This is a genomic window from Flavobacterium sp. B183 (assembly GCF_023539155.1).
GTDB lineage: Bacteria > Bacteroidota > Bacteroidia > Flavobacteriales > Flavobacteriaceae > Flavobacterium > Flavobacterium tructae.
Window position 1 is genome coordinate 3,909,905 of record NZ_CP097434.1, and the last position, 26,514, is coordinate 3,936,418.

The window sequence follows — 26,514 nt, forward strand, 5'->3', positions numbered from 1 at the left end:
TAGACAACAGAAAAAATAACTAATACCAAAAAATTATGATCAAAAAACCTGCTCTTAGAAATCATAAAATATTCTTAGTGTTTCTCTTTCTTCTTTTTGGATTTACAATAAATGCGCAAGTTGGAATTGGAACAATAACACCAAATTCCAGTTCAATACTAGACCTTAGCTCTACTACACAAGGATTACTTACTCCTAGAATGACAACTGTTCAAAGAAACGCGATCGCAACTCCGGCTGACGGTCTTATAGTCTATGATACGGATTTAAAAGTTTTTTATTATTACTCAACAGGCAGCAGTTCATGGTTACCGTTAAGCAGTGGAGTACCGGGAAGAATTAATTTTAAAAGGATAAGATCTACGGATAATTTAGCAACTATTTTAGCTGATGAACTTGCCGCCGGAGGAGGTTCCAAATATCTTTTGAATTCCACTACATTATATGAAATTAACGGTAATGTCACTTTTAATTTTCCTATTGACTTAAACAATGCTTATTTACAGGGAATAGATTCCAATCAGGATGTTATTATCAGGTCATCAGGAAATATTTTTGAAGGTGCAAACGGAGGAACTATAAAAGGCCTGACCCTTCTTGCTCCAACTGGAAATGTTTTTAACCTTAATGGAGCGGCAACTCAAAACTTAATATTTCGAGATTGCATAGTGGCTAATTCCAATTCTGTAGGAAGCATATCTGGCTTTGGATTGGTTTTTTTAAGTATTATACAATTCTCAGGAAATACAAATGGAATAACATACAATAATATCACACAATTATTACTTAGTAATTTAGGATGGTTCAGTAATAATTCAGGCACTTATGAAAAACTAACCGGAACCTTTACTCTTGTGGAAAAACAAGGTGGCTTCAGTCAGGTCAATGGTACTGCTATTGGATTTGATGTATCTTCAAACCCGACAATATCCGGAGATGCGGTCTTAGAATCAGTTGTTTTTACTGGCACCAATACAAGCGGATATGTAAAAGCTTACACTGCTGGTACCTATGCCGGATATAACTTTACCAACAGCTGGAGCGTACGATCAGCCGGAATTCCTGCCGAAACTGATGCCAATGCTGTAGCTGATTTCACTGTAGATTATCCTGTTGGCTCAGGTGCTTCTACAAGCTTTAATACATCGAATCCAAGTAATATTGTGAAAGTTAACGGAAATTCAACATCCTATAATTTATTTAGATTTTCCTTAGATGCACCAACAAATAATAATAACAGATTGAGATATATGGGAAAAAAGAAACGAATTTTTCAGGTTACAGGCTCTATTTCCTTTCAAGTATCCGCAGTAGGTACCTATATAATCTATATTGCAAAGAATGGAACAGCTTTAACACAGTACAAAATTTACGGAAGAGGATTGGCGCTGAATGACATTGTTGTTCTTCCTTTAAATGCTTCAGTTGAACTATTAACAAATGATTATCTTGAAGTATATGCCCAACGATACACGGGAGGAATAACTGATGCTATAATTGTTCCTAATATGACATTGACCATCAGGTAACTTTTTTTCTCCTATTTGTTTGCAAATCTAAAATAGCTATATATTTGTGTTAATGCCAATAATAACACAAATATTCTCTGAATAAAATGATTTCAATTAAAGAGTTAAATAAAGATCCACTTGACGACTTTATTCAATACCAGAAAATTCATCTTTCTGAAAATAGACAAAAGGAACAACACTTTTTCAACCACTTTCTAATCAGTAAAATGCAGAATATAGAGCTTTACTTAGAGTGAGTGTTGACAGCAATTTTAGAAAATTGAAAATTGGTCAAAATTTATTAGGAACTGATTATTGTAAAGATAATCATAAAATTAGCTGGATTGATTTGCAAGTTTTGACAAATAATATTCCATCAACCAGACTTTACAAAAAAAATATTTTGAGGAATTGAGCATAACAAAGGATATGTTTAGAATCAATAATATTTCTTATGATTATACTTCTATGCCTCTAAATATTGAAAATTGAACCAAAACCATAAAAAATCCTTCAAAACTAAAAGCTTAAGTTTTTTTTGTAAATTTCTGTGAATTTGATCACAAATTAATACTGCTGTTAATTAAAAACTAACGATTACAAAACAAATAATTTTAGTAGATGCATGACAAATTATTAAATCTGATAAGTAAAAAAATTCTACTTACTAAACATGAAGAAGAATTATGTAGAAAGTATTTTGAGCCCGTGCTATTTTCAAAAAATCAAATTATTGAAGACGAAGGCCAAGTTCCAAAATATCTTTATTTTGTTGTGTCGGGTTTTATTCGACTGTTCTATTATAATAATTTAGGCGATGAAGTTACAACGCATATAAATTGCCCACCAGGTTTTTTTGCCTCATACAGCAATTTTATCAACCACACAAAATCTAATGAAAATGTTGCGTGTATTACTGAATGTAAACTTTTGAGAATTACAAAAATTGACTTGGACTTTCTCATTCAAAGAAGTGTAGCCTTTAAGGATTTTAGTATATGGGTATTTGAGCAATCACTAACATACAACGAAAACCGTTCAAAAGATTTAGCAACTCTAACGGCAGAGCAGCGTTACAAAAAATTGATTAACAATTATCCTGAAATTGTATACCATGTTCCTCTTCAATACATTGCTTCTTTTTTAGGAATGAACCCAAAAAGTTTAAGTAGAATTAGAAAACAAATGATTAAGTAACATTTGTGAAGTATATTTAAAGAATCAATTCTCAATTTTGTGCCTTAATAATAATTAAACAAAATGGCGCAAAAAAATTTAGCTCTAGTTACAGGTGCAAATGGGCATCTTGGTAACAACTTAGTAAGATTACTTATCAAAAAAGGTATTCCGGTAAGGGCATCAGTTCGCAATATTAAAAACAAAGAGCCTTTTATTGGTTTAAATTGTGAACTAGTACAATCCGATATTTCAGATAAACAATCCTTAGTAAAAGCTTTACAAGATGTAGAAATATTTTATGCTGTTGGAGCAGTTTTCAAACTTTGGGCCAAAGACCCTAAAAAAGAAATTTATGATGTTAATCTTAAAGGTACACAAAATATTATTGAAGCTGCAGTAGAAGCTGGTGTGAAACGAATTATATACGTAAGTTCAATTGCTGCCCTTAATTATTCTAAACTGCCTACGAAAGAAAGTTATGGTCAAAATCCTGACCGTAGGGATATGTACTACAATTCAAAAAATGATGGCGAAAAGTTAGCTTTTGAATTAGCTCAAAAACATAACATAGAATTGATTTCCGTTTTACCATCAGCAATGATTGGTAGCAGTGCATTTAGACCTTTAAGTGTTTCTTACAATATTATTTCTTTAATCCTTGAAAAGCAAATACCAGTTGAAACAAACATTACTTTAAATTGGATTGATGTAAAAGATGTAGCTGAAGGCTGCTATCTCGCCGCAACAAAAGGAAAAAATGGCGAGCGCTATATTCTGGCAAATGAAAACTGTACCTCTATAAAAGAGACTACACAAATTGCACAGGAGTTATTTCCAGAACTGAATATAAAACTTCCTATGGCAGTACCAAAATCACTATTATATATCATTGCCTGGTTTATGGAAATTGGAAGTAAGATAAATGGTAAAGCACCTTTGTTGAGTACCAAAGATATCGCAATGTTTTCTGGACTTCAACAAAACTTTGACATCACAAAAGCAAAGACAGAATTGGGGTTTAATCCAAAAAATTCAACACAAGCTGTCAAAGAAGCAATGGAGTATTTATTCGAAAACAAAAAACATTTACAATAACAAAAAAAGTATCTTTGAGGTAATATGAAGCATATTAAACGTAATTGGAAAACAGAAATACTACATAATAAAATGAAAATACAGAAGATGAAAATGTTTATAAAATATAACTAATCTGCTGGATTTAAAAATGGTACAAGCTTTCACCTATATAAAACACAGACTATTCAACAAAGAATTTTAAAGTGAATGATTATTACAAAACGAGAAACTATAGGAAAACATACAAATATTCTTAAAAAAAAATATAAATGAACAGAATTCACTTTTTAACGATATTCTTAATTTGCAACATGCTTTTTTTTAGTAATTCTCAATTTTTTACAGTTTGGAGCAAACTATTTCCCCTTCCCTTATAGATAACCTAAATGATAACCAATTACAAATATGGTTACCCAGATGTACCACAGGAGAGGAAGTCAATTCTCTTATTTGTTTTAGACGAATACCTTTAAAAGATCAATAAAAATGATGTTTCTTATTCAGAAATAATAACCTTAGTAAGTGATAAATTTCATAAAATTAACTTAACAATAATGCCTAAAATGCCTGCAATCATAATAATATATGGTTCTTGAATTTTCTTACTATAAAGTAGTGAAAAAATTGTAGTAATAGTTATTAACGCTGTTGGAATGTCTAAAATACTTTTAGATGCAATTACGCCAACTGCTCCCACTAATGCCCCAACTACAGCCGCAGTAATCCCATCAACAAAACTTTTAATTGATTTATTTTGCGCAATTTTCTTAAAGGATGGCGCCAATGCAATTGTAAATAAATAACAGGGTAAAAATGTAGCTAAAGCTGCAACCAAAGCACCCGGAAAACCTGCAACCAAATAACCTATAAAACCAACCGTGATAACAACCGGACCAGGAGTAATCATTGCAACAGCAACTGCATCAACAAATTGTTGCTCTGTCAACCAATGATTTTCTATCACAACTCCTGAATGCAAAAATGGAACTATAGCCAACCCGCTGCCAAATACAAATGCTCCTGCTTCGGCAAAAAAGATGGCAATTTTCATAAGAGTAGAATTGCCATAACTCCAAAAACCCATTTGCAGCAGAACAATTGAATTGGAAGTTTTACTATTAAACCATTTTGGAGGTGATTTAACAAGCATATACAGGAGTCCCGCAGCTACAAATAATAAAACCTGTTCTTGCCTTGTAACAAAAGTAATAACTACAGCAATTATAAAAAACAACCACAATAACCAATTCGTTTTAAAAGAGGTTAAATTGAATTTACCAATCGATTTCACGGTCAGTTTATAAGAACTCATTACAATAATGCCTATAACTGCTGCCCCAACACCATAAAACACAGCCTGTATCCAAGACAAACCACCATATACTTTGTATACCATTCCAAGCAATACCACCATGATAAAGGAAGGAAGAACAAAGGCAAAACCAACCAATATTGCTCCTAGAAAACTGAAATGTACAAATCCAAGGTAAATTGCCAATTGTGCTGCTAATGGTCCAGGTGCTAATTGTGCTAAAGCCAGACCTTCTTTATACTCATCTTCAGAAATCCATTTTCGCTCTTCAACTAAATCTCGGTGCATATAACCAACCAATGCCACTGGGCCACCAAAACCAATTGTTCCTAATTTAAGAAAATAAAGAAATATTTCTTTTAAACTATATATTGGGTTCTCTTTCATAATGATATATTTTAAAACGCAATACCAAATTGCAAGCCTACAGTAAAAGTAGTAGGATGATCATTGCCAAATCTTAGAGGTAATGGAATGGAAACATAATAACTACTATTCGTATTTTTTATTACCGTTTTGCTTATTACCGGAGTAACACCAAATCTGCCACTGGTTTCAAACGCTGCCCTACCTGCAAAAGTATAGCCGTCCCCTAATGCCACCAATACGCCTGGATGAAACAACACACTGCTTACTTTGCTGATTCCGTTTTCAGTTCTTATATTAGGGGCTATTTCAAAAGAAAATCCAATTTTGGGGCTTTTCCAGATATTGATTCCTGTTGGAAAATTAACGGAATAATAATCTCTGAAGTTTACAGTAGTTCCTTCTTCACTAAAAGTGGTTATAGGATGCATCACAGAAAAATACCCTGTTATTTTTGGATAAGTCGTCTGAGAAAAAACAGTGGTACTCAATGCAAACAGAGCAAAAAAGAGTACAGATCTAATTTGTATCATATCGTTTTTATTTATGATAACAAAACTAGTTATACTAAAAAGGTAGAAATAGTATGTTATTTACTTTTTGTATTTGAATTACTTTTTTTGCGATTTTTTGCGATAAGAAGAAGGATTTTTACCTGTACTCTGTTTGAATATTCTCGTAAAATGACTTTGGTCTGAAAAGCCTGTCATATAAGCTATTTCGGTAAGTGTATAATTTGAATTTTGAATAAGAGTAATAGCTTTTTCAATTCGCAGTTTCCTAACATAATCTCCAAAATTAAGATCTTCAAAATATTTGGAAAACTCTCTTGATAAATAAGAAGGATTAAGTTCCAAGTCATTTGAAATTTTCTTTAAGTCGAAAGTAAATTGGGTATCTATTTGATCCTGAATAATTGCTTTTAAATCTTTAACCCAAGCAGGCGCATTTTTTGTGTCTGATTTTTTCTCCTTTAAAAATTTATGATACACTTGGTGCAATAGACTTTCAAAAGGGCTATTTTGCAAATGATTTTGCTTGTATAAATGTTTTGCCCAACTGTATAGCGCATCATAAATAACCATTCCGCTTTCTAATAGTTTATAATCATCAGTAATATTGTAGGAAAGCCCCGCTGAAATTGCCCAGAGTCCCGCCGATTCCTTTGCAATATCATGTCTGTCTGTGTCAGCGCCACGGACAATATCAGCGATAATTAGAATAGCTGGGTCCCTAATCTCATATTTTTTAACAATGTAGTCAAAGGTACTTTGCTCATTATAATGGGTAAATTCGACATTAGGAATATCAAAAAGGAATGGCATCAAGTTCTTTAGCCTTTATTAAAACTTCATTATAAGGCACGTAAATAAATTCGGACTCTTTGTCCACAATTTTTTTAATTAACCAAGGACAAGCAATTCGATCAATTTTGGGCCTTTCTCTTGTAATCCATTTCATAGTATATATTCTCAGGTTAGTTGTGTTTTAGTTAAAACGTAGGCTAATTTACAGTTTTTATTCTTTACTATTTTTCTTGCCCCAGATACTGAATTAGAAATCATTTAAGCTATTTTTTTACTAAAATCATTCTAAAAATATAGTGGTCTTTCTAACTTTGTTAGGACAAGAGCCTGGTACTTTTTAAATTTAGGAGTCTGAAAAAGTTTGAAAAATTACAGTTTAAAGTTTAAAATTCGTACAGTCACCCTACGCTAACAACTTTCTGACATACTACATATTGCGCAAAAATTTAGTACAATTCATACCAGAAAATAAACACAAAGCACATGATCTTTGTTTTTTTAAAACAAAAAAATGCTAAATCAAAGACAGCCTCTAGTTAATAGTAAATCAATCTTTTCAAATCTCCCATAAAATTTGTAGAAATTTGTCCCCTAGAGGGGCTCCAAAGCCAAAAGGCGCTAATTGAAGGTAATTGATGCTCTTATTTTAGATGCCTTATTAAAGAATTAAGATTTATTTATTTTTGCTTTTTTAGCATCACTCTAAAACAAAGAAAAAACTACAACTCTAAAATTGTGTGTGTGATAACTTAATCAGTTTCGAAAATCAAAAATTAAGAAAAAAATTATGACTCTGAAATATCTAAAATCGTTTTTTAATTGCTGTTTAATGGCAAATAATAAAATCTAATTTAAAATGATTTATGATCTTTGCTTAAATTTTGCCCTCTTAGTATTTTCGATTTTAATTGTTGCTCGACTGAGACTGGAATCTGATATATTTCTTCCTTCAGGTCAATTATTTATAATACTTTTAAACAAGAACTTATAGCTTTTTCTGTACTTTAATTTGCTATATTTGAATTGTGAAAAAACATCTTTCCATATTATTTTTATCTATCTACCTTTTGTCTGTAACACAATTGATAGAGTTTATAAAGCTGCCAGTAATGGTGGAACATTATGTGGAACATAAGGAACAAAATCCTAATTTAACTTTTTTTCAATTTTTATGCATTCATTATCAGGGACCAGATGTATTTGATGCGGACTATGCCAAGGATATGAAACTGCCTTTTAAATCACATACCAATATCAGTTCTGTTGTATTTTATCCATTGATACAACAATACAGAAGCATTCAAAAAGTGAATTTTACGTATAAAAAACAAAATTTATATACGTATTCTTTTGCCTATTCTTCCATTTCTCTTTCGTCAATCTGGCAGCCACCCAGAGACTGTTAATCGTTTTATATTGGCTTAAATCCTTCACGTCTAACCAATGGCGCGTGTTTTTGCTATTCCTTATTTTTTATAACCACGATTAACAACACAAAATTATGCTTACTAAAATAATTGAGTTTTCCGTGAGGAATAAACTCATCGTAGGGCTTTTTATAATTGCCTTGATTAGTTATGGCTCCTATGAAACCACCCTCCTGCCCATTGATGCTGTTCCCGATATTACCAACAATCAGGTACAGATTATAACCATAGCGCCTTCATTTGGCGCAACTGATATTGAACGTCTGGTCACTTTTCCTATAGAACAGGTCAATAGCAATATCTCCGGTATGAAAGAGATTCGCAGCTTTTCCAGATTTGGATTGTCTCTGGTAACCATCGTTTTTGATGATGATGTTGATGTTTACTGGGCCAGACAGCAAGTTGCTGAACGCTTACAACAAGTACAAAATGAGATTCCACAAGGCATTGGTACACCTACACTCGGACCAATATCAACAGGACTTGGTGAAATTTATCAATATGTGGTTAAACCCAAAAAAGGCTATGAACAAAAATTTAATGTAACCGAATTGAGAACGATTCAGGACTGGATTGTAAGGCGGCAACTACTAGGTGTTAAAGGAGTAGCTGAAGTGAGTAGTTTTGGCGGTAAACTCAAGCAGTATGAAATCAGCATTAGTCCTGATAAACTAAATGCTTACGGGATAACCATTAATGATGTTTTTGCCTCGGTTCAGAACAACAATCAAAATACAGGCGGTTCGTATATAGAAAAGGGACCAACAGTACTTTATATCCGTAGCGAAGGACTTATTGGGAATATTGCGGATATCGAGAATATCGCCATTCCCAATAAAAATGGTGATATTCCATTGTTTATAAGAGATGTAGCTCAGGTAAAAACCGGTTTTGCTACCCGTTACGGAGCTATGTGCTATAATGATCAGGGCGAAGTTTCCGGGGCGATAGTTATGATGCTTAAAGGCGCCAACAGTAGCGAGGTCATTAAAAATGTAAAAGAAAAAATTGCCCTAATACAAAAAACACTTCCTGAAGGCGTCGAAATTGAACCTTTTCTCGATCGGACAAAAATGGTCAATAATGCCATTGGTACAGTGGAGAAAAACTTACTTGAAGGCGCCTTGATTGTGGTGTTTGTTCTGGTACTGTTTTTGGGTAATTTCAAGGCAGGATTACTCGTGGCATCAGTAATTCCACTGGCTATGCTGTTTGCTATTTGCATGATGAATCTCTTTGGCGTAAGCGGGAATTTAATGAGTCTTGGAGCGCTGGATTTTGGATTAATTGTAGACGGCGCTGTCATAATTGTAGAAGCTATTATGCATCAGCTCTCGGGTTCTGCCAAATTTAAGGGACATGTCCCGCTTACTACTGATCAGATGGATAAAACCGTTACCAGCTCGGCCAGCAAAATGATGAACAGTGCCGTATTTGGACAAATCATCATATTGATCGTTTACTTACCTATTTTTACGCTACAGGGTATCGAAGGTAAAATGTTTAAACCAATGGCGCAGACAGTTGCTTTTGCTCTGCTGGGTGCTTTCATTTTATCTCTGACTTATATTCCGATGATGAGTGCTTTTTTTCTAAGCAAAAAAACAAAACACAAAGAGAATCTATCACACCGGGTAATGAAACGCCTTGAAAACAGCTATCAAAATACATTAAAAAGGATCCTTCGTTTTCCTAAAGCCGTATTAGGTTCCGTCTTGCTTCTTTTTGTATTGGCTGTTATAACACTTACCACTTTGGGAGGCGAATTTATACCGGCTCTTGAAGAAGGCGATTTTGCAGTAGACACGCGAGTACTTACAGGCAGCAACTTAAATACTACTATTGAAAGTACCCAGAAAGCGGCACATATACTCAAAAGCCAGTTTCCGGAAGTATTAAAAGTAGTGACTAAAATAGGCAGCGGCGAAGTTCCTACAGATCCGATGCCGATGGAAGCCAGTGATATGATGGTGATTTTAAAAGATAAAAAAGAATGGACTTCTGCTAAAACTTTTAATGAATTATCAGCTAAGATGAGCAAAGCCTTAGAAGATGTTCCTGGAATTACGACAGGATTTCAATTCCCGGTACAAATGCGTTTTAATGAACTCATGACCGGAGCCCGACAAGATGTTGTTCTTAAAATATTTGGAGAAAATCTCGATACATTAGCGGTGACAGCAAACAAACTGGGCAAAATTATTAGCAAGGTAGACGGAACTGCCAATTTATTCATAGAACCTATTGCCGGTATGCCACAAGTAATTATATCCTATAACCGACCAGCAATTGCGCAACATCATTTATCAATAGCCGATATTAATAAAGTTATAAATACTGCTTTTGCAGGACAAAGCACGGGCTTGGTGTTTGAACAGGAAAAAAGGTACGATCTCATGGTACGCCTTAATGCCAATGAGAGAAAAGACATTGAAGACATTCGAAATCTGCTTATCCCCTCATCAGACGGAAGTCAGATTCCTTTATCGCAGCTTGCCGCTGTAGAAATTAAAAATGGTCCCAACCAAATACAGCGTGAAGACACAAAACGCAGAATTGTTGTAGGGTTTAACGTAAAAGGCAGAGATGTACAAAGTATTGTAAATGAATTACAGACCAAAGTAGGCAAAGAACTCAAATTGCCTACAGGTTATTACGTTACTTATGGTGGTGCATTCGAGAATTTAAATCAGGCAAAAGACCGTCTTATGATTGCCGTTCCTGTTTCGCTGGTACTTATTTTTATTTTACTCTTTTTCGCCTTCAATTCTGTCAAACACGGGTTGCTTATTTATACCGCAATTCCGCTCTCGGCAATTGGAGGAATATTTTTTCTGGCCTTACGCGGTATGCCTTTTAGCATTAGTGCCGGTGTAGGTTTTATAGCCTTGTTTGGAGTAGCCGTTTTAAACGGAATTGTATTAATCACTGAATTTAACCGACTTAAAAATAACGGAATGAAAAATCTCGTCAAAATCGCTTTAACAGGAACAAAATCAAGACTTCGTCCTGTATTAATGACCGCTTTTGTAGCTTCGTTGGGCTTTTTGCCAATGGCTTTAAGCAACGGTGCAGGTGCCGAGGTGCAACGTCCTCTGGCAACGGTCGTAATAGGTGGTTTGCTAGTTGCTACCTTTTTAACTTTATTCATATTGCCCCTGCTATATATATTATTTGAAAAAGGTTTTAAAATAAAAAGTTTAACTCAGAAAGCAGCATTTATATTGGTTTTGTTTTCTGTTTTTTCAGCTGCAAATTCACAAGAAAAAATAAGCCTTGAAACAGCTTTAAAAATAGCAGCAGAGAAAAATAACAGTATAAAAAACGAAAAGCTTAGAACGGCTTACACGCAAGCGCTCATTAAATCAGGAGCTGATATTCCTAAAACAACCGTTTTTGCTGAAGCCGGGCAAATAAACAGCGCTTATGATGATAAGAGATTTGGAATTTCGCAGACTATTGCTTTTCCTACGATATATAAAAAACAAAAACAGCTATTATCAGAACAATGGAAAACTTCGGCATTAAACACTTCACTAAAAGAGCAGGAAATTAAAAAGGCCATAACACAAGTTTTTTATACCTTTTTATATTATAAAGAAAAAGAAAAACTTCTGCAACAAGCCGATACCCTTTTCAATGATTTTTATGCCAAAGCAAACCTTCGATTGCAAAAAGGAGAAAGTAATATTCTGGAAAAAACCACTGCCGAAAACCAAAAGGCCGCCATTTCTTTACAATTATTACAGCTGCAGCAGGAGATGAAGACCACATTATTGGAACTTCAGATGCTTTTGAACTCAGAAAACAACGTTATTCCATTTGATAAAAGTCTTAAATATGCTCTTGCTCCGATGAACGATGGAATTAAGAATAATATCCTTTTAAAACTCTCGCAGCAGCAAAAAAATAATGCTGCCGCACAAACCCAATTAGAAAAATCAAAATACCTGCCGGATCTCACTATTGGCTACTTTAATAATAGTTTTAAAGGAATGGGACCTGATAATAACTATTATGACGGAAGCAACCGCTTTAGCTCAGTACAGGCCGGATTGGGAATACCCATTTTTACGGGAAGCCAGAGTGCTAAAATACAGGCTTCTAAAATTGGAGAAAGTATTGCAGAGAATGAATATCAAATACAATTACAGCTTTTACAGAATAGGTATAAACAATTGATGTCTGCCTATAAAAGCAATACCGGGATAACGCAATATTTTGAAGATTCAGGCTTAAAAAATGCTACACTGATTAAAGAAACAGCGAATAAACAATTTAGTAACGGTGAAATTAATTTCCTGGATTTTGTAATGGTAATCCATCAGGCCATTAGCATACAAAGCAATTATTTAGATGCCGTAAGAGCATTAAACGAAAGCAGTATAGAACTTAATTTTATTACTTCAAATTAACAATTACATGAAAAATATATCCTTGTTTATAAGTATGCTTTTTATACTAAATGCATGCAAAAACACGACCCCCGAACAGGAAACACCAGAAAATCCTGGGAACGATAATAGTGTAGTACTTACTGATGCACAATTCAAAAATGCAGATATTGCAACTGCCCAATTAACACAGAAAAATATTGGAACGGTTATAAAACTTAATGGAAAAATAGATGTACCGCCACAAAATTTAGTATCTGTAAATGCTCCGCTTGGAGGATATTTGATAAAAAGCGGGCTCTTACCGGGAATGCGGGTAAAAAAAGGTGAAGTCATTGCTACTTTACAAGATCAGCAATATGTTCAGATACAGCAAGATTATCTTACGGCAAAATCCAAACTGCATTTTGCAGAGTTAGAATTCACACGTCAAAAAGATCTTAATCAGTCTAAAGCCAGTAGTGATAAAGTAACACAATTAGCGGAATCTGAAGTAAGTAATCTTCGTATAACAGTAAATGCTTTATCAGAAAAACTCAAACTGATTAATATCAATCCGAATCATTTGTCAGTCAATAAAATTTCTAAAAGTATCAACATTTTGAGTACTATAACGGGGTTTGTAAGCAAAGTCAATATTAACATAGGTAAATATATCGCTCCGAGTGAAGTAATGTTTGAGCTTATCGATCCAAGTGATATTCACTTAAATCTCAATGTTTATGATACCAATATTGCGCAGCTTGCTATAGGACAAAAGGTAACTGCATACAGTAATGCAGCACCGAATAAAAAGTACGAATGCAAAATCATACTTATCAACAAAGAGATTAACTCTAACGGAAACACAGAAGTACATTGTCATTTTGTAAAATATGATAATGCCCTTTTACCGGGAATGTATATGAATGCCGAAATAGAAACAACATCAGGCTTAGCCAATGCATTGCCTGAATTAAGTATTGTAACCTTTGAGGGTAAAGACTATGTTTTTATAGAAACTGTTAAACAACAATATGAAATGGCGGAAGTTAAAGTAGGAGTCAAAGAAAACGGCTATTTGGAGATTTTAAACCCTAAAAGATTCAAAAATAAAAAAATTGTTACCCAAGGAGCTTACGTCTTATTGATGAAAATGAAAAATAAAGAAGAATAAAAAACTGAAAATTTAAAACTAAACATTATGAATGGAGCACATTATCACTTAGTACTAAACCACTTGCCTATTATTATACCTATCGTAGGTTTATTGGTACTCATTGGCGGATTTATAGTAAAATCTGAAATTGTAAAAAGAACGGCTTACTGTATTTTTATACTGGGAGCAATAGCGGCGTTTGGAGCAATAGCAACAGGCGATGGCGCCGAGCATGTGGTAAAACAAATTGAAGGAATTTCTAAAAGTTTAATTCATGAACATGAAGAAAAAGCAGAGGTATTTGCTCTATCATCTTATGTATTGGGCGTAGGTTCGATAATTGCTTTGTGGAGCAATTGGAAAAATAAATCGTATGCCAATTATATTGCTTTAGCTTTACTGATATACTGTCTTGCAGTTTTATACTTTGGCCAGCAAACAGGAACCACAGGCGGAGAAATCAGACATTCTGAAATCAGGTAATATACTTTAGTCATTTCATTTAAAAGCTGTTTAAAAAAAATGATCCGCAGTGGCCTCAAATATTTCTGCTGTGGATATTGTTAATGAAAGAACTTTAAAAAATTTCATTAAAGCAATAATTAAAAATTTGCATTATAAAATTTAGAATCATTCTACAGGTATTAACATATTCTTTTACAACAGATTGGTGTAATTTCATAATAATAAACAAAAAAATAATATGGGTATAATTAGAGATGAAAAGAATCTCCACATTATTCTAAAGAAAGTTGATTTAGATATAAATAGGCTCAATGATCAAAAAATAAAAGCCTTTATTGAATTTTTAGGATTAAAAGACCGTGACGATATCCCTAAGAATTTTCTTGATTGGGAAAATATTCTTGTTGTGGTGCCAAATCGCGACATGTTAAATGAAATAAAGAAATATAAGGATTCAATATCCCGAATTTCATTTGTTACAAACACAAATGCAAAGCAGATTCATATTTATGATTTTAACGATTGGAAAAACAGTACCAAGAACAAAACACAATTTCAAATTAGGGAATTTCTAAAAACCAATTTTGGAGGTGTTCCAAAAACTGCTGAAGATCCAGATTGGATTAAACTACTATAAATTAAAATTATGCATGTTGAAAACCATTATATCAATAGAAGTGGATGGCTCAGGGCAGCTGTCCTGGGTGCAAACGACGGAATTTTATCCACCACCAGTCTGGCCATTGGCGTGGCAGCTGCAAGTGTTAGCAGAGAACCTATTTTACTGGCTGCCGTAGCTGGTTTAGTGGCTGGTGCACTTTCTATGGCGGCAGGTGAATACGTATCGGTAAGTTCCCAGTCTGATGTAGAAACTGCCGATTTGAAAAGGGAAAAAATCGCTCTTGAAACCCTGCCCGAAGAAGAACTCAAAGAATTAACCGATATTTATATTCAAAGGGGCTTAAATAAAGAACTAGCCAGACAGGTTGCCATCGAATTAACAACTCATGATGCACTCGAAGCCCATGCGCGCGATGAACTCGGAATTAATGAAATCACACAAGCAAATCCGCTTATGGCAGCTTTTGCGTCTGCTATTTCGTTTATTGTTGGAGGATTGTTACCACTTCTGGTCGCTATATTTGCTCCTATCAAAGAAATGGTATTTTATCAATATGGTTTTTCAATACTCTTTTTGGCATTATCGGGAATACTGGCTGCAAAAGCTGGCGGATCACATATTCTAAAAGCAGTATTGCGTATCTGCATTTGGGGTACTTTCGCAATGGCAATGTCGGCCCTGGTGGGTTATCTTTTTGGTGTTCAGACTGCTTAGGAAAAAGCTTTTGATTTAAAATTTAATAGAATCTTAAGCATGTAAAAAAAATAAAGACACCCAGCAATTCGTTATTTCGTATATACCTAAAAACAAATCCGTAAAATGAAACTAATTACATTATTCCTTTTAATGACAGTGCTTCCAATCAACTGGGAACCTAACTTTACTAATGCCAAAAAAGTGGCAAAGGAAAAGCACGAATTAATTCTGCTCAACTTCTCCGGTTCAGACTGGTGCGGCCCTTGTATCGTGACACGCAGAGACTATCTTGAAAGTCAAACATTCACCCAAATGGCAAATGAAAACTTAGTATTGGTCAACGCTGATTTTCCCAGAAAAAAGAAAAATATTGGCACACCTCAGCAAGTAAAGCGAAATGAGGATTTAGCAGAAATTTACAATAAAGAAGGAAGTTTTCCTTTAACTCTGCTTCTTGATGCAGATGGCAAAGTTATCAAAATCTGGCACGGAAAACCAGAAACGACTCCTGAGCAGTGGACTGCCGAAATAAAAGCGATCTGTGATAGCAAAAAGTAACATCCTAAAAAAGCAGAAGTATTCTCAATCCCTTAAACTCATGGGAAACAACTTTACTATTACGGTTGTTGCCAAAAATGAGAAAACAGGAAATGAGAATATAAATCTTGCCATTGGGGAAATCAGACGCATTGAAAGACTTTTGACTACTTATAAAGAGGACAGCCAAACCAACCTGATTAATGAAAATGCCGGAATTAAACCTGTAAAAGTAGATTTGGAAGTTTTTAACCTTATCGAAAGATGTATTGGTATTTCCAAAATTACACAAGGTGCTTTTGATATTTCTTATGGAAGTATCGACAAAAGTCTATGGAATTTTGATAAAACAATAACTCAATTACCAGATGCCGAAACGGCTTTAAAAATGGTACATCTTATTGATTACAGAAATATCATTTTAGACCAGGAAAATTTGACGGTATTTTTAAAAGAAAAAGGAATGCGAATTGGTTTTGGCGGAATCGGAAAAGGATATGCTGCTGAAATGGCAAAACAGGTACTCTTAAATCATAATGTTGAAAGTGGCATTATTAATGCCAGCGGAGATCTTTCGGCCTGGGGATTACAGCCTAATGGCAAAAAATGGACTATTGGAGTAGCAGATCCCGATTTGCCAAATGCTGCATTCTCGTATATGGAAATATCAAATAAAGCAGTAGCAACATCAGGAAATTATGAAAAATTCGTAACCATTAACGGCAAAAAATATTCGCATACCATTGACCCAAAAACAGGACTCCCGATAACCGGAATTAAAAGTGTTACCATTATTAGCGGAAACGCAGAATTTGCAGATGCAATGGCAACGCCAATAGCAGTAATGGGTATTAAAGCAGGCTTGTTTTTAATAGATCAAATACCCGATCTATATTGTATAATCATAGATGACAACAATAAAATTTACACTTCTAAAAACATTAACCTAAAATGAAAAAGCCAAAACAAAAAGCGCTCTTACTGTTCTACAGCATTGCTTTTACGGGCATTCTACTCACCTCCTGCACATCGGTAAAAGAATACCAAAAAGGAAAAATCAACGATTCTGAAATGATCCTTTCTAACAGAAAAATCGAAAAAACAGAACTTAGTTTTCAATCCTACCGTGAAGGAGCTTCCGGAGCAAATTCAGGAAAAAGCGGCGGTGGCTGTGGATGTAACTAATTTTCATACCATCAAAAAATGAAAAGAATATTCATTACAGGATTTGCCTTACTGGCACTATTTCAGACAAGAGCACAAAATGTCCCTACTGATTCTACCAGTTATAAAAGCAAAAAATTAAAATTGGAAGAGGTAAATCTCGTTTCCAGTTATTACAAACAGGACGGAAATAATTCAGCTGTTACCGGTGGAATTGGATCTGAACACCTTACTGATATTGCCAACACCATAGATGTTAAACTGGTAAAATATGGTGAAACCGGAATAAAACATACCTTTGATATTGAGGCAGGTATTGACCATTATACTTCTGCATCATCTGATATGATTGATTTGAGTGCCAATTCATCTGCTTCCTCTTCAGACAATCGCTTCTACCCCTCTTTGACTTATCTGAGGGAAAACGAAGAAAAAGGAAGAACATATGCCTTCGGGGTTTCATCATCAACCGAGTTTGACTATCAGTCTTTTGGAGGAAATATCTCCTTCTCTCAAAAAACCAAAAACAAAAACGGAGAATTTACTGCTAAATTTCAGACTTTTATTGATCAGTTAAAACTCATTGAGCCTATTGAACTTCGCGCATCAGGAAACGAAGGCTACGGCAGTGCAAATAGAAATACTTTTGCGGGGACGCTGAGTTATTCGCAAATCATAAATAAAAACCTGCAGATAATGCTTATTGGAGATGTTATCAGCCAGAACGGGTATTTAAGCCTTCCTTTTCACAGGGTATATTTTACCGATGGGTCTGTCCATCAGGAGAAAATGCCCAACACCAGACTTAAAATTCCACTAGGAATCAGGGCAAGTTATTTCCTGGGAGATAATATTATTATCCGCGCTTATTATAGATACTATACTGATGACTGGAGCCTTAAAGCGCACACGGCCGATCTGGAGATTCCCGTAAAATTAACCCAGGCTTTTTCATTAAGCCCTTTTTACAGATACTATACTCAGAGCGGAACCAAGTATTTTAAACCCTATGGCCAGCATACAGCTTCCGATGAGTATTACACCAGCAATTATGATTTATCGAAGTTTGAGAGCAGTTTCTTTGGAATGGGAATGAAATTCACCCCTCCAAACGGTATTTTGGGTCTTAAACACTGGAATACTTTAGAGATACGTTACGGTCATTATACCAGAACTACAAATATGACTTCGGATATTATTAGCATCAACATTAAATACAAATAGTTAAAACTTAATTCAAATTAGATTTATTAAAAAGCCACCAAAGTCGTATGACGATGGTGGTTTATAATTTTAGCTAATCAATGCTCTTTTATTTAGGAATTATTTTATTCAGAATTGAACATAATTTCAAAAAGAAATATGGATAATTTTGATCCATGAAGAAATTGGAAATACAAACAAAACCAAAAGTACAAAGTTAAGAAAATTTCTTCTTTTCTTACTCTACAGTTTTTGTTTGCATATCCTACAATACAATACAATACAATACAATACAATACAATACAATACACAGCAAACGCATTCATTCCGCTTGCTTCTTTTCGAGCTTTTTTAATCTGGCAGTCCATTGGCTAAGACTATTAAGCATCAATAAGCATCTTATAATCATCGTAAATAGTAGAATACTGGCCAGTAAAATCATTGTTAAAGACAAAAAAGAATTCATAGCTGACACAAACAAAAGCAAAAATGTAAAAAGCAAACCTATCATTAGCGTCGTTTTTTTGTGACTAAAGCCAATTCCTAAAAATAAATGATGCAAATGGGATTTGTCTGCACTGAAAGGCGAATTCCCTTTTTTAATTCTCCCCATATAAACCCGCAAAGAATCCAAAATCGGTATTGAAAAAAACAAAATAAGTAATAATACAGTATAACTTACAGGATGATTCTTTGCCGATTCATGTTTTTGCAAAAATTTTATAGCTTCTGTAATTAAAATAAATCCAATAAATAAAGAACCTGAGTCTCCCATGAAAATTTTTATGCTGCTTAAATTAAATCTTAAAAAACCTAAAACTGCTCCAATGAAAATTATACTGGACAATGCTAAACCATAATCCTTAAAATATACTGCAGTAAAAAAGAAAATGGTAAAACCTAATAGGGAAAGCATTCCAATTAATCCGTCAATACCATCCATCAAGTTAAAAGCATTTACTACACCTGTAATTAGTAAAACTGTTATCGCATATTGCTGCCAGACAACGATTTCATATATCCCGAAAAGGCCAAAAAAAGACGTTATTCTTGTGCCTGATAATGCGATTGTTAATGCTAAAAGCAGCTGAATAATTAATTTGTACTTAGCGCTGACTTCTTTTTTATCATCGATAACACCGACAATTAATAATACAAACGCTGAAGCAAAAATGGAGAGATATTCTCTAAGGAAAGTGAGTCTGTAGTTTGAAACAACAATCATAACAATAAAAGCCATAGCTATTGAAATACCCCCCACTAAAGGTATTGGTGTTAAATGAACTTTCCTATAATTAGGTTTATCAACAAAATTAACTTTAATGGCTATACTTCTAATTGTCGGGATAATTACCAGTGTTAAAACTAAAGATAAGATGCCATACGATAAAAATTCAAATATTGTTTTCATAACATTAAATGGTTTTAATTTTCATAAAATAGATGACAGTTATTAATATGTGCCAATTGCAGTTCCTCTAAAAATGAAGCGTCAAGATTTTGCAGTTCTGAGATAACACGGGTTTTGCCTTTAACTGAAAGCGCTTCTTTAATTAACAATTCATATTGAAGCGAAATATTCCTCCAGGTATATCTTCTTTCTGCAATTGAAAACATTTCATCAGAAATAACCGTTAATTTTGCGGAAGAAAAATTTTCTAATACTTCAACTAATTCAGTAACGGAGGAAAAGTAAACGGCTCTACCTTCTGTGGTTGTAATATTATAAGAAACTTTAAAAGCAACAACGGGAAGTTTTAAATACATGGCTTCTACAAGTGACGGATTTGTCCCTCCGGCAGAATGTCCGTGAATGTATAAAGCTGCATTACCTCTTATTAAGTCAATTTCTCTCTGATCGTATATTGGATCAAATAAATGGATATTTCCAATATTTTTATACTTCTCTTTTAATTCTTGCCCATAGTGACTATTATTCCAGTTACCCACAAAAACCAAAGACATTTCTTTTTTAATCTTAAATGCTTCCAGTACCAGGTGCACGTTATTCTCAGGTTCAATTCGACAAACTTTTACAGCATATTGCGTTTTCAGAAAAGGATACTTCTCAAAATCTTCAGAGGAAGGAGCTACTTTCATAGTGTGATCTGCTCCGTATTCGATAACCCTACTCAAGGTTTTGTATCTAATCGCCGTATAATCCTGTATCGATTCATTATCTGAGATATCAATATGCGAATATTTGACAGCAATTTTCTCTGACCACCATAAGTACAATTTTGCCATTAAAGACCATTTTTCTCTCTTCCATTCGATACCATCAATAGAAATAATCACTTTTTTATTGGTAAACAATCTTATAAAAGGTATCAGCCAGGCACCCGCAACACCTAAAATCAATAAGACATCATTTTGAAATAAAGCATGAAGGATAGAAAGAGAATCATAAGGAATACTTTGGATTCCGTTTGCCTCTAAAGAAATATATTTTAGTTTTGCTCCTTTATAAGAATCTAAACGCTCTTCTTCTTTATATTTCTTTTTAGAGCAATAAACCGTAAAATCATACTTATCAGATAAATTACTTACCAAATGGTCCGCAAGAGTTTCAAATCCTCCATATTTTGCCGGTAAACCTACTGTGCCAATAATGGCTATTCTTTTATTTTTCATAGCATGTCTTTTTTTTAATATTCATGCCAAAAATTATACTAAAAAACACAAGTCCTTAATTTTACAAGTGTTTAACCGTTTTCAAAAAACAAATAATTCCAAATTTTGGACAAGATTTCATTTACTGGAATAACACCTCGGCAGATTTTCTTTCAAATTGCTCCAGACGAAACTGCTTACTCATCTCAAAAGCGTTATTACTCAAAAAGTTATACAGCTCATTATTGTCAAGTATCTTATGCAGTTTATCCGATATTTCATCAATTTTATTACTATCTATTAGATAACCATTTTTATCCTCTGAAACCAGTTCTGTAACACCTCCTACAGTAGGAACAATTACTGGTAAGCTATAAGTCATAGCTTCAAGAATGGTCAGCCCAAAAGTTTCAATCCACTGTTTAGGGTCTGACAGGTTCAAAACAACACCTGCCTCCTTGTAAAATGGGTGTATATCTGTTTGTGTTGGATAGATAATTAAGTTCTCCGGCCGCCATTCATTATAAAAATATTGATCTATTTCTGCTGTTGAGGCATTCACTACAAGTTTAAAAGTATAATCTGGATTGACCTGAGCTAATTTTAAAAATTCATTTACACCTTTATAAGACTTAAGAGAACAAATCATCAAAACAATTTTTTGGTCCTTAATTCTATTTTTGCTGTTCATAGCTTTTTCTAAAAAACCTTCCTCTAAAACATTATGAATAATTCTTTTATTAATACTTACAGGCTCTTTTTCAGCTAAAAAATTAGAAACATAAACAACCTCATCAGCTGATAAATTCAGTACTGCAAAAAGAAACTTTTTTAATAATAAGGGCCTCATACTTGTTTCATGTACATGATAAATTACACGACAACCTCTTATTTTTCCAGCTATTGCCCCTCCAAAAGGAAGTACCGTATTGACATAAACCACATCATCCTTTTTTAGCTCAAAAAGCAGCCTGCCTGTTAATAAAATTTGGCTTGCCATAAAAAAAAACAATCTTATGAAAGGGTTTCTTCTAAATCGATACCAGTAAAAATTATATTTTACCCCCGGCAGTTCAGATAAAAAACCTTTGCGTCCGCCTGAAGTATATAAATGCAGCTCCAGTTTTTTCTTAGTCCATCCTGCAAGCAGCTGTTTTAACACTTTAGGACTTCCACTGTAATCATTCAGTAAATGAATCGCAATAACTCTCATCTTACAAATTATTATAGATTGTTTTTAAATGTTCTCCCCTGCTCTCCCATGTAAACCTTTCCATGAAACGTTCCCTGGCTTTACTGCTCATTATTGAAAGCAGCTCATTATTAGTGTATAATTTATTCAGCGCAGTTTTCAAATTAAAAATTGTGGAAGAATAATCCGAATGGGGAATGGCAAAGCCACATTCCGGAGTTATATATTGTCCGGGGCCAATATTATCCAAACATATTACTGGCAACCCGTATGACAAAGCTTCAGCAACAACCATTCCGGCTCCTTCATGAGACGGAAACATAAAAACTGTTGCTTTTTCATACAGTTTCATCAATTCTGTGCGTTCTATCCATTCGATTATTTCTATATTATCCTGTACGTTGTTCTCTTTTATTATTTTCTCATAAAAAGCTCTTTCTGGCCCCGTACCCACTAAGGTTAATCTGCAGTTCAACCGATCTGATAAAGAAACAGAATCCAAAAAAGAAATAAAAGAACGAATGGTCAGATCAAATCCTTTTAAGGGTACGAAACGCCCTGCGCTGATCACATGAAAACTATTGTTTTGGTGATTCTCATGTTTATTAAAATCTTCTGACGCTACTGAAGGAAATACTGAATATGAGCTTCCTTTTAGATTCAGTTTTTCTACCACTCCTGTATTCATACACCATATATGGCTTGCATTTTTGACAGTCTTTTTAAGTTCTCCAGAATAGTTCCAGAATAAATTCTTCACCAACCAAATAAGACGATCTTTAACAAAATACCTGAACGAATAAGTCTTTAAATAAACTTTTGGAATAAGCGGATGATGTCCAACTGGTCCCCAAACCATGGGTTTCTGAAGTTTCCATAAAAAACTCGGTGTCCAGTCATTGTGAAAATTTACATTATGTACAATATCAAAACTAAGTTTTCTGTTTTTGATAAAATGAACAATTCCTTTTTGCCACAAATAATAATAAAGCATCGCACCGCGACTTCCTCTTTTCCAAAATCGCATCCAATAAGGAAGATCATAATAAACAAAAGTGACATTATCATAAACCGCATCAGGGTTTTCCTTCATGTACAACTCTATTGCTGTTTTGTTATTTGCTCTGGTAACAGCAATAACTTTATTAAAACGGGCAATTTGTCTGATAAAATTCCACCCCATTGCATCTTCTGATCCTTTAAAGGGATTTATAGCATAACAGCTGGCCAATATAACTTTAGTATTCATCATCTCGATTTTATAAGTTTTGCCGGAACTCCACCTATAATAGAATTTTCCGGAAATGATTTTGTAACGACACTTCCTGCGGCTATCACGCAGCCGTTTCCAATTTCTACCCCATCTAAAATGGTTACTTTACTCCCAATCCAACAGTTCTTTCCAATGTTGATTCCTTTTCTGGTTACCCCCTGATGTCTAATTAGAATATCTTTACGATTATAATTATGATTTTCAGGATGACAGCTTAAATACTGCCCCACTATACAATCATCTCCAATTTCAAGACCACCAGCCCCGCCTAGATAGGCAAACTCACCGATACCCACATTATTCCCTATCATAATCCTGTCTCCGAGATTATTTAATGAGGTTGAAATTATTATTCGGCTAAAAGCTCCTATACTAACATTATCACCAAACCAAATTCCGTTTTTACCAAGGGCAGAAATAGCTACGTAATTACCTAATCTTAAAAACCTGCCCCAATGTATTTTGGAAACATTAAAAAAAGTTACAGCTTTACCCAACATAAGTCCTTTAGTTTTCTTAAAATAAAAAAACACAAACAATCCTCTAATAATGGCTAAACCTTGTATCCAAAAGAATTGTATCAGAGCAAGAGTATCTAAGTTATCGTCAAATTTAAAATTGGGATTGCGCAGCCTTATCAGTTTTTGTAAAAGAGTTTTCATACTAGCCATTGATTAAAGTTTGTAAAACAATACTAAGTGTCAATTCTATTTCTTTATTTTCAATTGTTTTATAAACTACCGTACTATTTGTCTTCTCCAGTTTATTAAAAAGACTGCGGTAGTTCGTTGTTAATTCATTTATAATTTTTTCATCTAACTCTTTTTTTCTGTTTAGAATAGTTTCTGAATCTGCGAAAAGAAAAAAATTGAATTTAGGTTTAAGCAGAAATTTGTATCCTAAGAATGATATTCTTTTCGACAAAATAAGATTACTCCTTTTACTATCTTCTATAAAATCAAAGTAGTAACGATCATAAATCACCACATATCCTCTAATTGTGTATTTTATAAAAACTACAAACTGGCCAAAAAAATAATCTGTGAAATAATATATAAAACGAAAAAAAGAGGATATCTTACTTTTATTTGTTCCGGTATGTGGCAATGTATTTTCGAAACTCTGTCCTGCTTTTTTCCCTTTAAAAAGAACTGTTATGGTAGGCAGTACTGAAGGACGATGGCGTAAAACTACCACTGGTTTTCTTAACTGTTTTTCTATAATATTTTTTATACTTTCTATTATGGTTGATTTTCCTGCTCCATCAACTCCGCTGAAAGTGATGACAAACCCTTTGGAAAAACTTCTAAAAAGTGTATCGGAGAAATAATAAAATAGATTTCTTAAAAAATAGATTCCTCTATTTTGTTTATTCTTATGTAATACTTTAAGCAGATCTCTTTTTCTGGAATTAATATTTTCTAATTTATTGGTAGAATTATCTTTTTTGATTTGAGTTTTTCTCAGCTCATCGTAGATTTCATATTTTTTAGGAACTGCCTGATTATTCAAAGTATAAAATGCATTGATATAAGTTTGGGTATCATCAAAACACATACTTTTCACTCCAAAATTATTCAAGTCTGCGTTTTCAATTGCCTTTTTTGCATCCATGAATAGTATATATTTTCTTTTTAACCTCCAAATCAAATCGATCGATAAAACAGACCCGTCAGTCATTATTAAATGCAAAGTGTTCATAAACGATCTTTTATTCTGGGATATTTTGGCTACTAATGAATGATTTTTAAGCATTTTAAAGCATTTTTTAGACAATCTCTTATCGAGTAGTATATCAATATCAGAATTAGAACTAAGCATTTCCGGATATATATATGGAAATTTAATCGCTGCATATTCGTGATTTTGCAATGCATCAAAAAAATCCATTATCACCATTTCTCTGGCTATTTTCTGCTCAACTGCAAATTCATTCAAAGCTTCATTCCAAACCTGAAGCAGCCAGTTAACCTGTATGTGCCATTTGGGCTGAAACGCATAAATTCTTAAATAGCTCATGCAATTTATTAGAAGATAAAACTTCAAATACTTTTTAAATATTTCTAAATCATAATTACAAAGAAAACTGGCAGATTCACCACTGCACTGCTCTCTTATATCTTTATAAATCTCTTTCCATGGCTTACGGTCTATTAAAATGCCTTGCTGAATAATGAAATGAAAATAATCAAAACCTGTTGGTCTGTCAAAAGCAACTAATTCCCAATCATACAATGAAATCTTTTCTTTATTTTCATACATATTCCAGGAAGTGAAATCACCATGCGAAAGGGTAACATTAATGTAATCTTCATCAGAAATAGTCTCTAAAAGCATAACTATCTTTCTCATTATGTTTTTAGGAATTCTCTCGTCTTCTATTTGATAAAAATCAAATTTTAACTCATTGAATAATTTCCAGTCCTTAATTTGTATCAAATCCCTGCCTCTAAAATTCATCTCGGTCAAAGCCTTTAAATGAGCAATTTGAATTTTTCTAGTGCGTTTGCCCCCGCTGGTTATATCTGAAAGCTGAATAACATGTTCGGAAATTTGTTTTGATTTTGGAATTTGAAAAAAATCAAAATTTAAATTAGATAAAACTTTATGCTCAGATCTAATTAGCCTTTTTGAATTAACAGTGGTTGCTATTTTAAAGAACGATGCATCGGTATACAAAATAGCTTTATTGTTAACACCAATGGTTCCTGTAAATAACGCCCAATTGTTTGTACAATCAAAAAAAGAGTTTTCCTGTTTTCTGAAATAGTAAGTTCTCCTGGTAAAAATTATTTTCTGAACTTTTAATTTAAAAATAATTTTTACTATCAATGTAAATATCTTAGCCCTGAAACCTCCAACATTATAAAACTTTAAAAAAAGAGGCTGACCATTATTAGCATTCCAAATCCATCGAATAGTATCATCGGGATTTTTAATAAACAGAACATCCTGCACTATATCCTTCTCACTATCTTTTTGATGAGAAATAGTGTATCCTATTTTGCTGAATATATTTTCCATAATAAAAAGTTTTT

The 26,514-nt window shown here is 33.6% G+C and carries 23 protein-coding genes and 1 pseudogene; 14 read left to right on the forward strand and 10 right to left on the reverse strand.

Annotated elements, in window-relative coordinates:
- Positions 1 to 35: 35 nt before the first annotated feature.
- The 4 genes and pseudogenes from M4I44_RS16490 (at position 36) to M4I44_RS16500 (ending at position 3,785) form a co-directional block, all read left to right on the forward strand.
- Complete coding sequence (locus tag M4I44_RS16490) at positions 36 to 1,529, forward strand: hypothetical protein (protein ID WP_249965413.1); 1,494 nt, start codon at positions 36 to 38, stop codon at positions 1,527 to 1,529.
- 232 nt (positions 1,530 to 1,761) lie between these two features.
- Positions 1,762 to 1,926, forward strand: a pseudogene (locus tag M4I44_RS22620) (hypothetical protein); the annotation flags it as partial.
- Positions 1,927 to 2,132: 206 nt separating this feature from the next.
- A complete protein-coding gene (locus M4I44_RS16495) occupies positions 2,133 to 2,708 on the forward strand; it encodes a Crp/Fnr family transcriptional regulator (protein ID WP_249965414.1) in 576 nt (191 codons plus the stop codon).
- Positions 2,709 to 2,771: 63 nt separating this feature from the next.
- Positions 2,772 to 3,785 carry an NAD-dependent epimerase/dehydratase family protein gene (locus M4I44_RS16500; protein WP_249965415.1) on the forward strand — a complete coding sequence of 338 codons (1,014 nt, stop codon included), beginning with the start codon at positions 2,772 to 2,774 and terminating at the stop codon, positions 3,783 to 3,785.
- A gap of 514 nt (positions 3,786 to 4,299) precedes the next feature.
- On the opposite strand, the gene M4I44_RS16505 is transcribed toward M4I44_RS16500, so the two are convergent.
- From M4I44_RS16505 to M4I44_RS16520, 4 genes are all read right to left on the reverse strand, one after another.
- Positions 4,300 to 5,466, reverse strand: a complete 1,167-nt coding sequence (locus M4I44_RS16505) for a chromate transporter (RefSeq protein WP_249965416.1) — start codon at positions 5,464 to 5,466, stop codon at positions 4,300 to 4,302.
- Positions 5,467 to 5,477: 11 nt separating this feature from the next.
- Positions 5,478 to 5,978, reverse strand: coding sequence for a hypothetical protein (locus tag M4I44_RS16510; RefSeq protein ID WP_249965417.1), 501 nt, complete (start codon positions 5,976 to 5,978; stop codon positions 5,478 to 5,480).
- Positions 5,979 to 6,056: 78 nt separating this feature from the next.
- Positions 6,057 to 6,770: a chromate resistance protein ChrB domain-containing protein gene (locus tag M4I44_RS16515; protein ID WP_249967424.1), complete on the reverse strand. Its 714-nt coding sequence runs from the start codon at positions 6,768 to 6,770 to the stop codon at positions 6,057 to 6,059.
- The gene (locus tag M4I44_RS16520; RefSeq protein WP_249965418.1) at positions 6,754 to 6,906 is read right to left on the reverse strand and encodes a chromate resistance protein ChrB domain-containing protein; all 153 of its coding nucleotides are present in this window, start codon (positions 6,904 to 6,906) and stop codon (positions 6,754 to 6,756) included. The genes M4I44_RS16515 and M4I44_RS16520 overlap by 17 nt, the downstream gene beginning before the upstream one ends.
- A gap of 955 nt (positions 6,907 to 7,861) precedes the next feature.
- On the opposite strand from M4I44_RS16520, the gene M4I44_RS16525 reads away from it, so the two are divergent.
- From M4I44_RS16525 to M4I44_RS16570, 10 genes are all read left to right on the forward strand, one after another.
- Entirely contained in the window at positions 7,862 to 8,158 is a 297-nt protein-coding gene (locus M4I44_RS16525) for a hypothetical protein (protein ID WP_249965419.1), read from the forward strand.
- A 95-nt stretch (positions 8,159 to 8,253) separates the two neighbouring features.
- Positions 8,254 to 12,594, forward strand: a complete 4,341-nt coding sequence (locus M4I44_RS16530; RefSeq protein ID WP_249965420.1) for a CusA/CzcA family heavy metal efflux RND transporter — start codon at positions 8,254 to 8,256, stop codon at positions 12,592 to 12,594.
- Positions 12,595 to 12,601: 7 nt separating this feature from the next.
- Positions 12,602 to 13,729 carry an efflux RND transporter periplasmic adaptor subunit gene (locus tag M4I44_RS16535; RefSeq protein WP_249965421.1) on the forward strand — a complete coding sequence of 376 codons (1,128 nt, stop codon included), beginning with the start codon at positions 12,602 to 12,604 and terminating at the stop codon, positions 13,727 to 13,729.
- Between the two features lie 27 nt (positions 13,730 to 13,756).
- Positions 13,757 to 14,194 carry a hypothetical protein gene (locus M4I44_RS16540; protein ID WP_249965422.1) on the forward strand — a complete coding sequence of 146 codons (438 nt, stop codon included), beginning with the start codon at positions 13,757 to 13,759 and terminating at the stop codon, positions 14,192 to 14,194.
- A gap of 220 nt (positions 14,195 to 14,414) precedes the next feature.
- Positions 14,415 to 14,813 (forward strand): hypothetical protein, encoded by a 399-nt coding sequence (locus tag M4I44_RS16545; protein ID WP_249965423.1) that lies wholly within the window; start codon positions 14,415 to 14,417, stop codon positions 14,811 to 14,813.
- Positions 14,814 to 14,822: 9 nt separating this feature from the next.
- Positions 14,823 to 15,512 carry a VIT family protein gene (locus tag M4I44_RS16550; protein WP_249965424.1) on the forward strand — a complete coding sequence of 230 codons (690 nt, stop codon included), beginning with the start codon at positions 14,823 to 14,825 and terminating at the stop codon, positions 15,510 to 15,512.
- A gap of 105 nt (positions 15,513 to 15,617) precedes the next feature.
- Complete coding sequence (locus M4I44_RS16555) at positions 15,618 to 16,052, forward strand: thioredoxin family protein (protein ID WP_249965425.1); 435 nt, start codon at positions 15,618 to 15,620, stop codon at positions 16,050 to 16,052.
- Positions 16,053 to 16,092: 40 nt separating this feature from the next.
- Positions 16,093 to 16,986 carry an FAD:protein FMN transferase gene (locus M4I44_RS16560; protein ID WP_249965426.1) on the forward strand — a complete coding sequence of 298 codons (894 nt, stop codon included), beginning with the start codon at positions 16,093 to 16,095 and terminating at the stop codon, positions 16,984 to 16,986.
- The gene (locus M4I44_RS16565; protein WP_249965427.1) at positions 16,983 to 17,216 is read left to right on the forward strand and encodes a DUF4266 domain-containing protein; all 234 of its coding nucleotides are present in this window, start codon (positions 16,983 to 16,985) and stop codon (positions 17,214 to 17,216) included. The genes M4I44_RS16560 and M4I44_RS16565 overlap by 4 nt, the downstream gene beginning before the upstream one ends.
- 18 nt (positions 17,217 to 17,234) lie before the next feature.
- The gene (locus tag M4I44_RS16570; RefSeq protein WP_249965428.1) at positions 17,235 to 18,419 is read left to right on the forward strand and encodes a DUF3570 domain-containing protein; all 1,185 of its coding nucleotides are present in this window, start codon (positions 17,235 to 17,237) and stop codon (positions 18,417 to 18,419) included.
- Between the two features lie 301 nt (positions 18,420 to 18,720).
- Here M4I44_RS16570 and M4I44_RS16575 read toward each other — a convergent pair whose 3' ends face one another.
- The 6 genes from M4I44_RS16575 to M4I44_RS16600 form a co-directional block, all read right to left on the reverse strand.
- Positions 18,721 to 19,809, reverse strand: coding sequence for a glycosyltransferase family 4 protein (locus tag M4I44_RS16575; RefSeq protein WP_249965429.1), 1,089 nt, complete (start codon positions 19,807 to 19,809; stop codon positions 18,721 to 18,723).
- Between the two features lie 14 nt (positions 19,810 to 19,823).
- Positions 19,824 to 21,032 carry a DUF1972 domain-containing protein gene (locus tag M4I44_RS16580; RefSeq protein ID WP_249965430.1) on the reverse strand — a complete coding sequence of 403 codons (1,209 nt, stop codon included), beginning with the start codon at positions 21,030 to 21,032 and terminating at the stop codon, positions 19,824 to 19,826.
- Positions 21,033 to 21,153: 121 nt separating this feature from the next.
- Entirely contained in the window at positions 21,154 to 22,224 is a 1,071-nt protein-coding gene (locus M4I44_RS16585; protein ID WP_249965431.1) for a glycosyltransferase family 4 protein, read from the reverse strand.
- 1 nt (position 22,225) lies between these two features.
- Positions 22,226 to 23,455, reverse strand: coding sequence for a glycosyltransferase family 4 protein (locus M4I44_RS16590; protein ID WP_249965432.1), 1,230 nt, complete (start codon positions 23,453 to 23,455; stop codon positions 22,226 to 22,228).
- A complete protein-coding gene (locus M4I44_RS22555) occupies positions 23,452 to 24,138 on the reverse strand; it encodes a DapH/DapD/GlmU-related protein (RefSeq protein ID WP_305881772.1) in 687 nt (228 codons plus the stop codon). Before M4I44_RS22555 ends, M4I44_RS16590 begins: the two co-directional genes overlap by 4 nt.
- 1 nt (position 24,139) lies before the next feature.
- Entirely contained in the window at positions 24,140 to 26,500 is a 2,361-nt protein-coding gene (locus tag M4I44_RS16600; RefSeq protein WP_249965433.1) for a hypothetical protein, read from the reverse strand.
- Between the last annotated feature and the right edge of the window lie 14 nt (positions 26,501 to 26,514).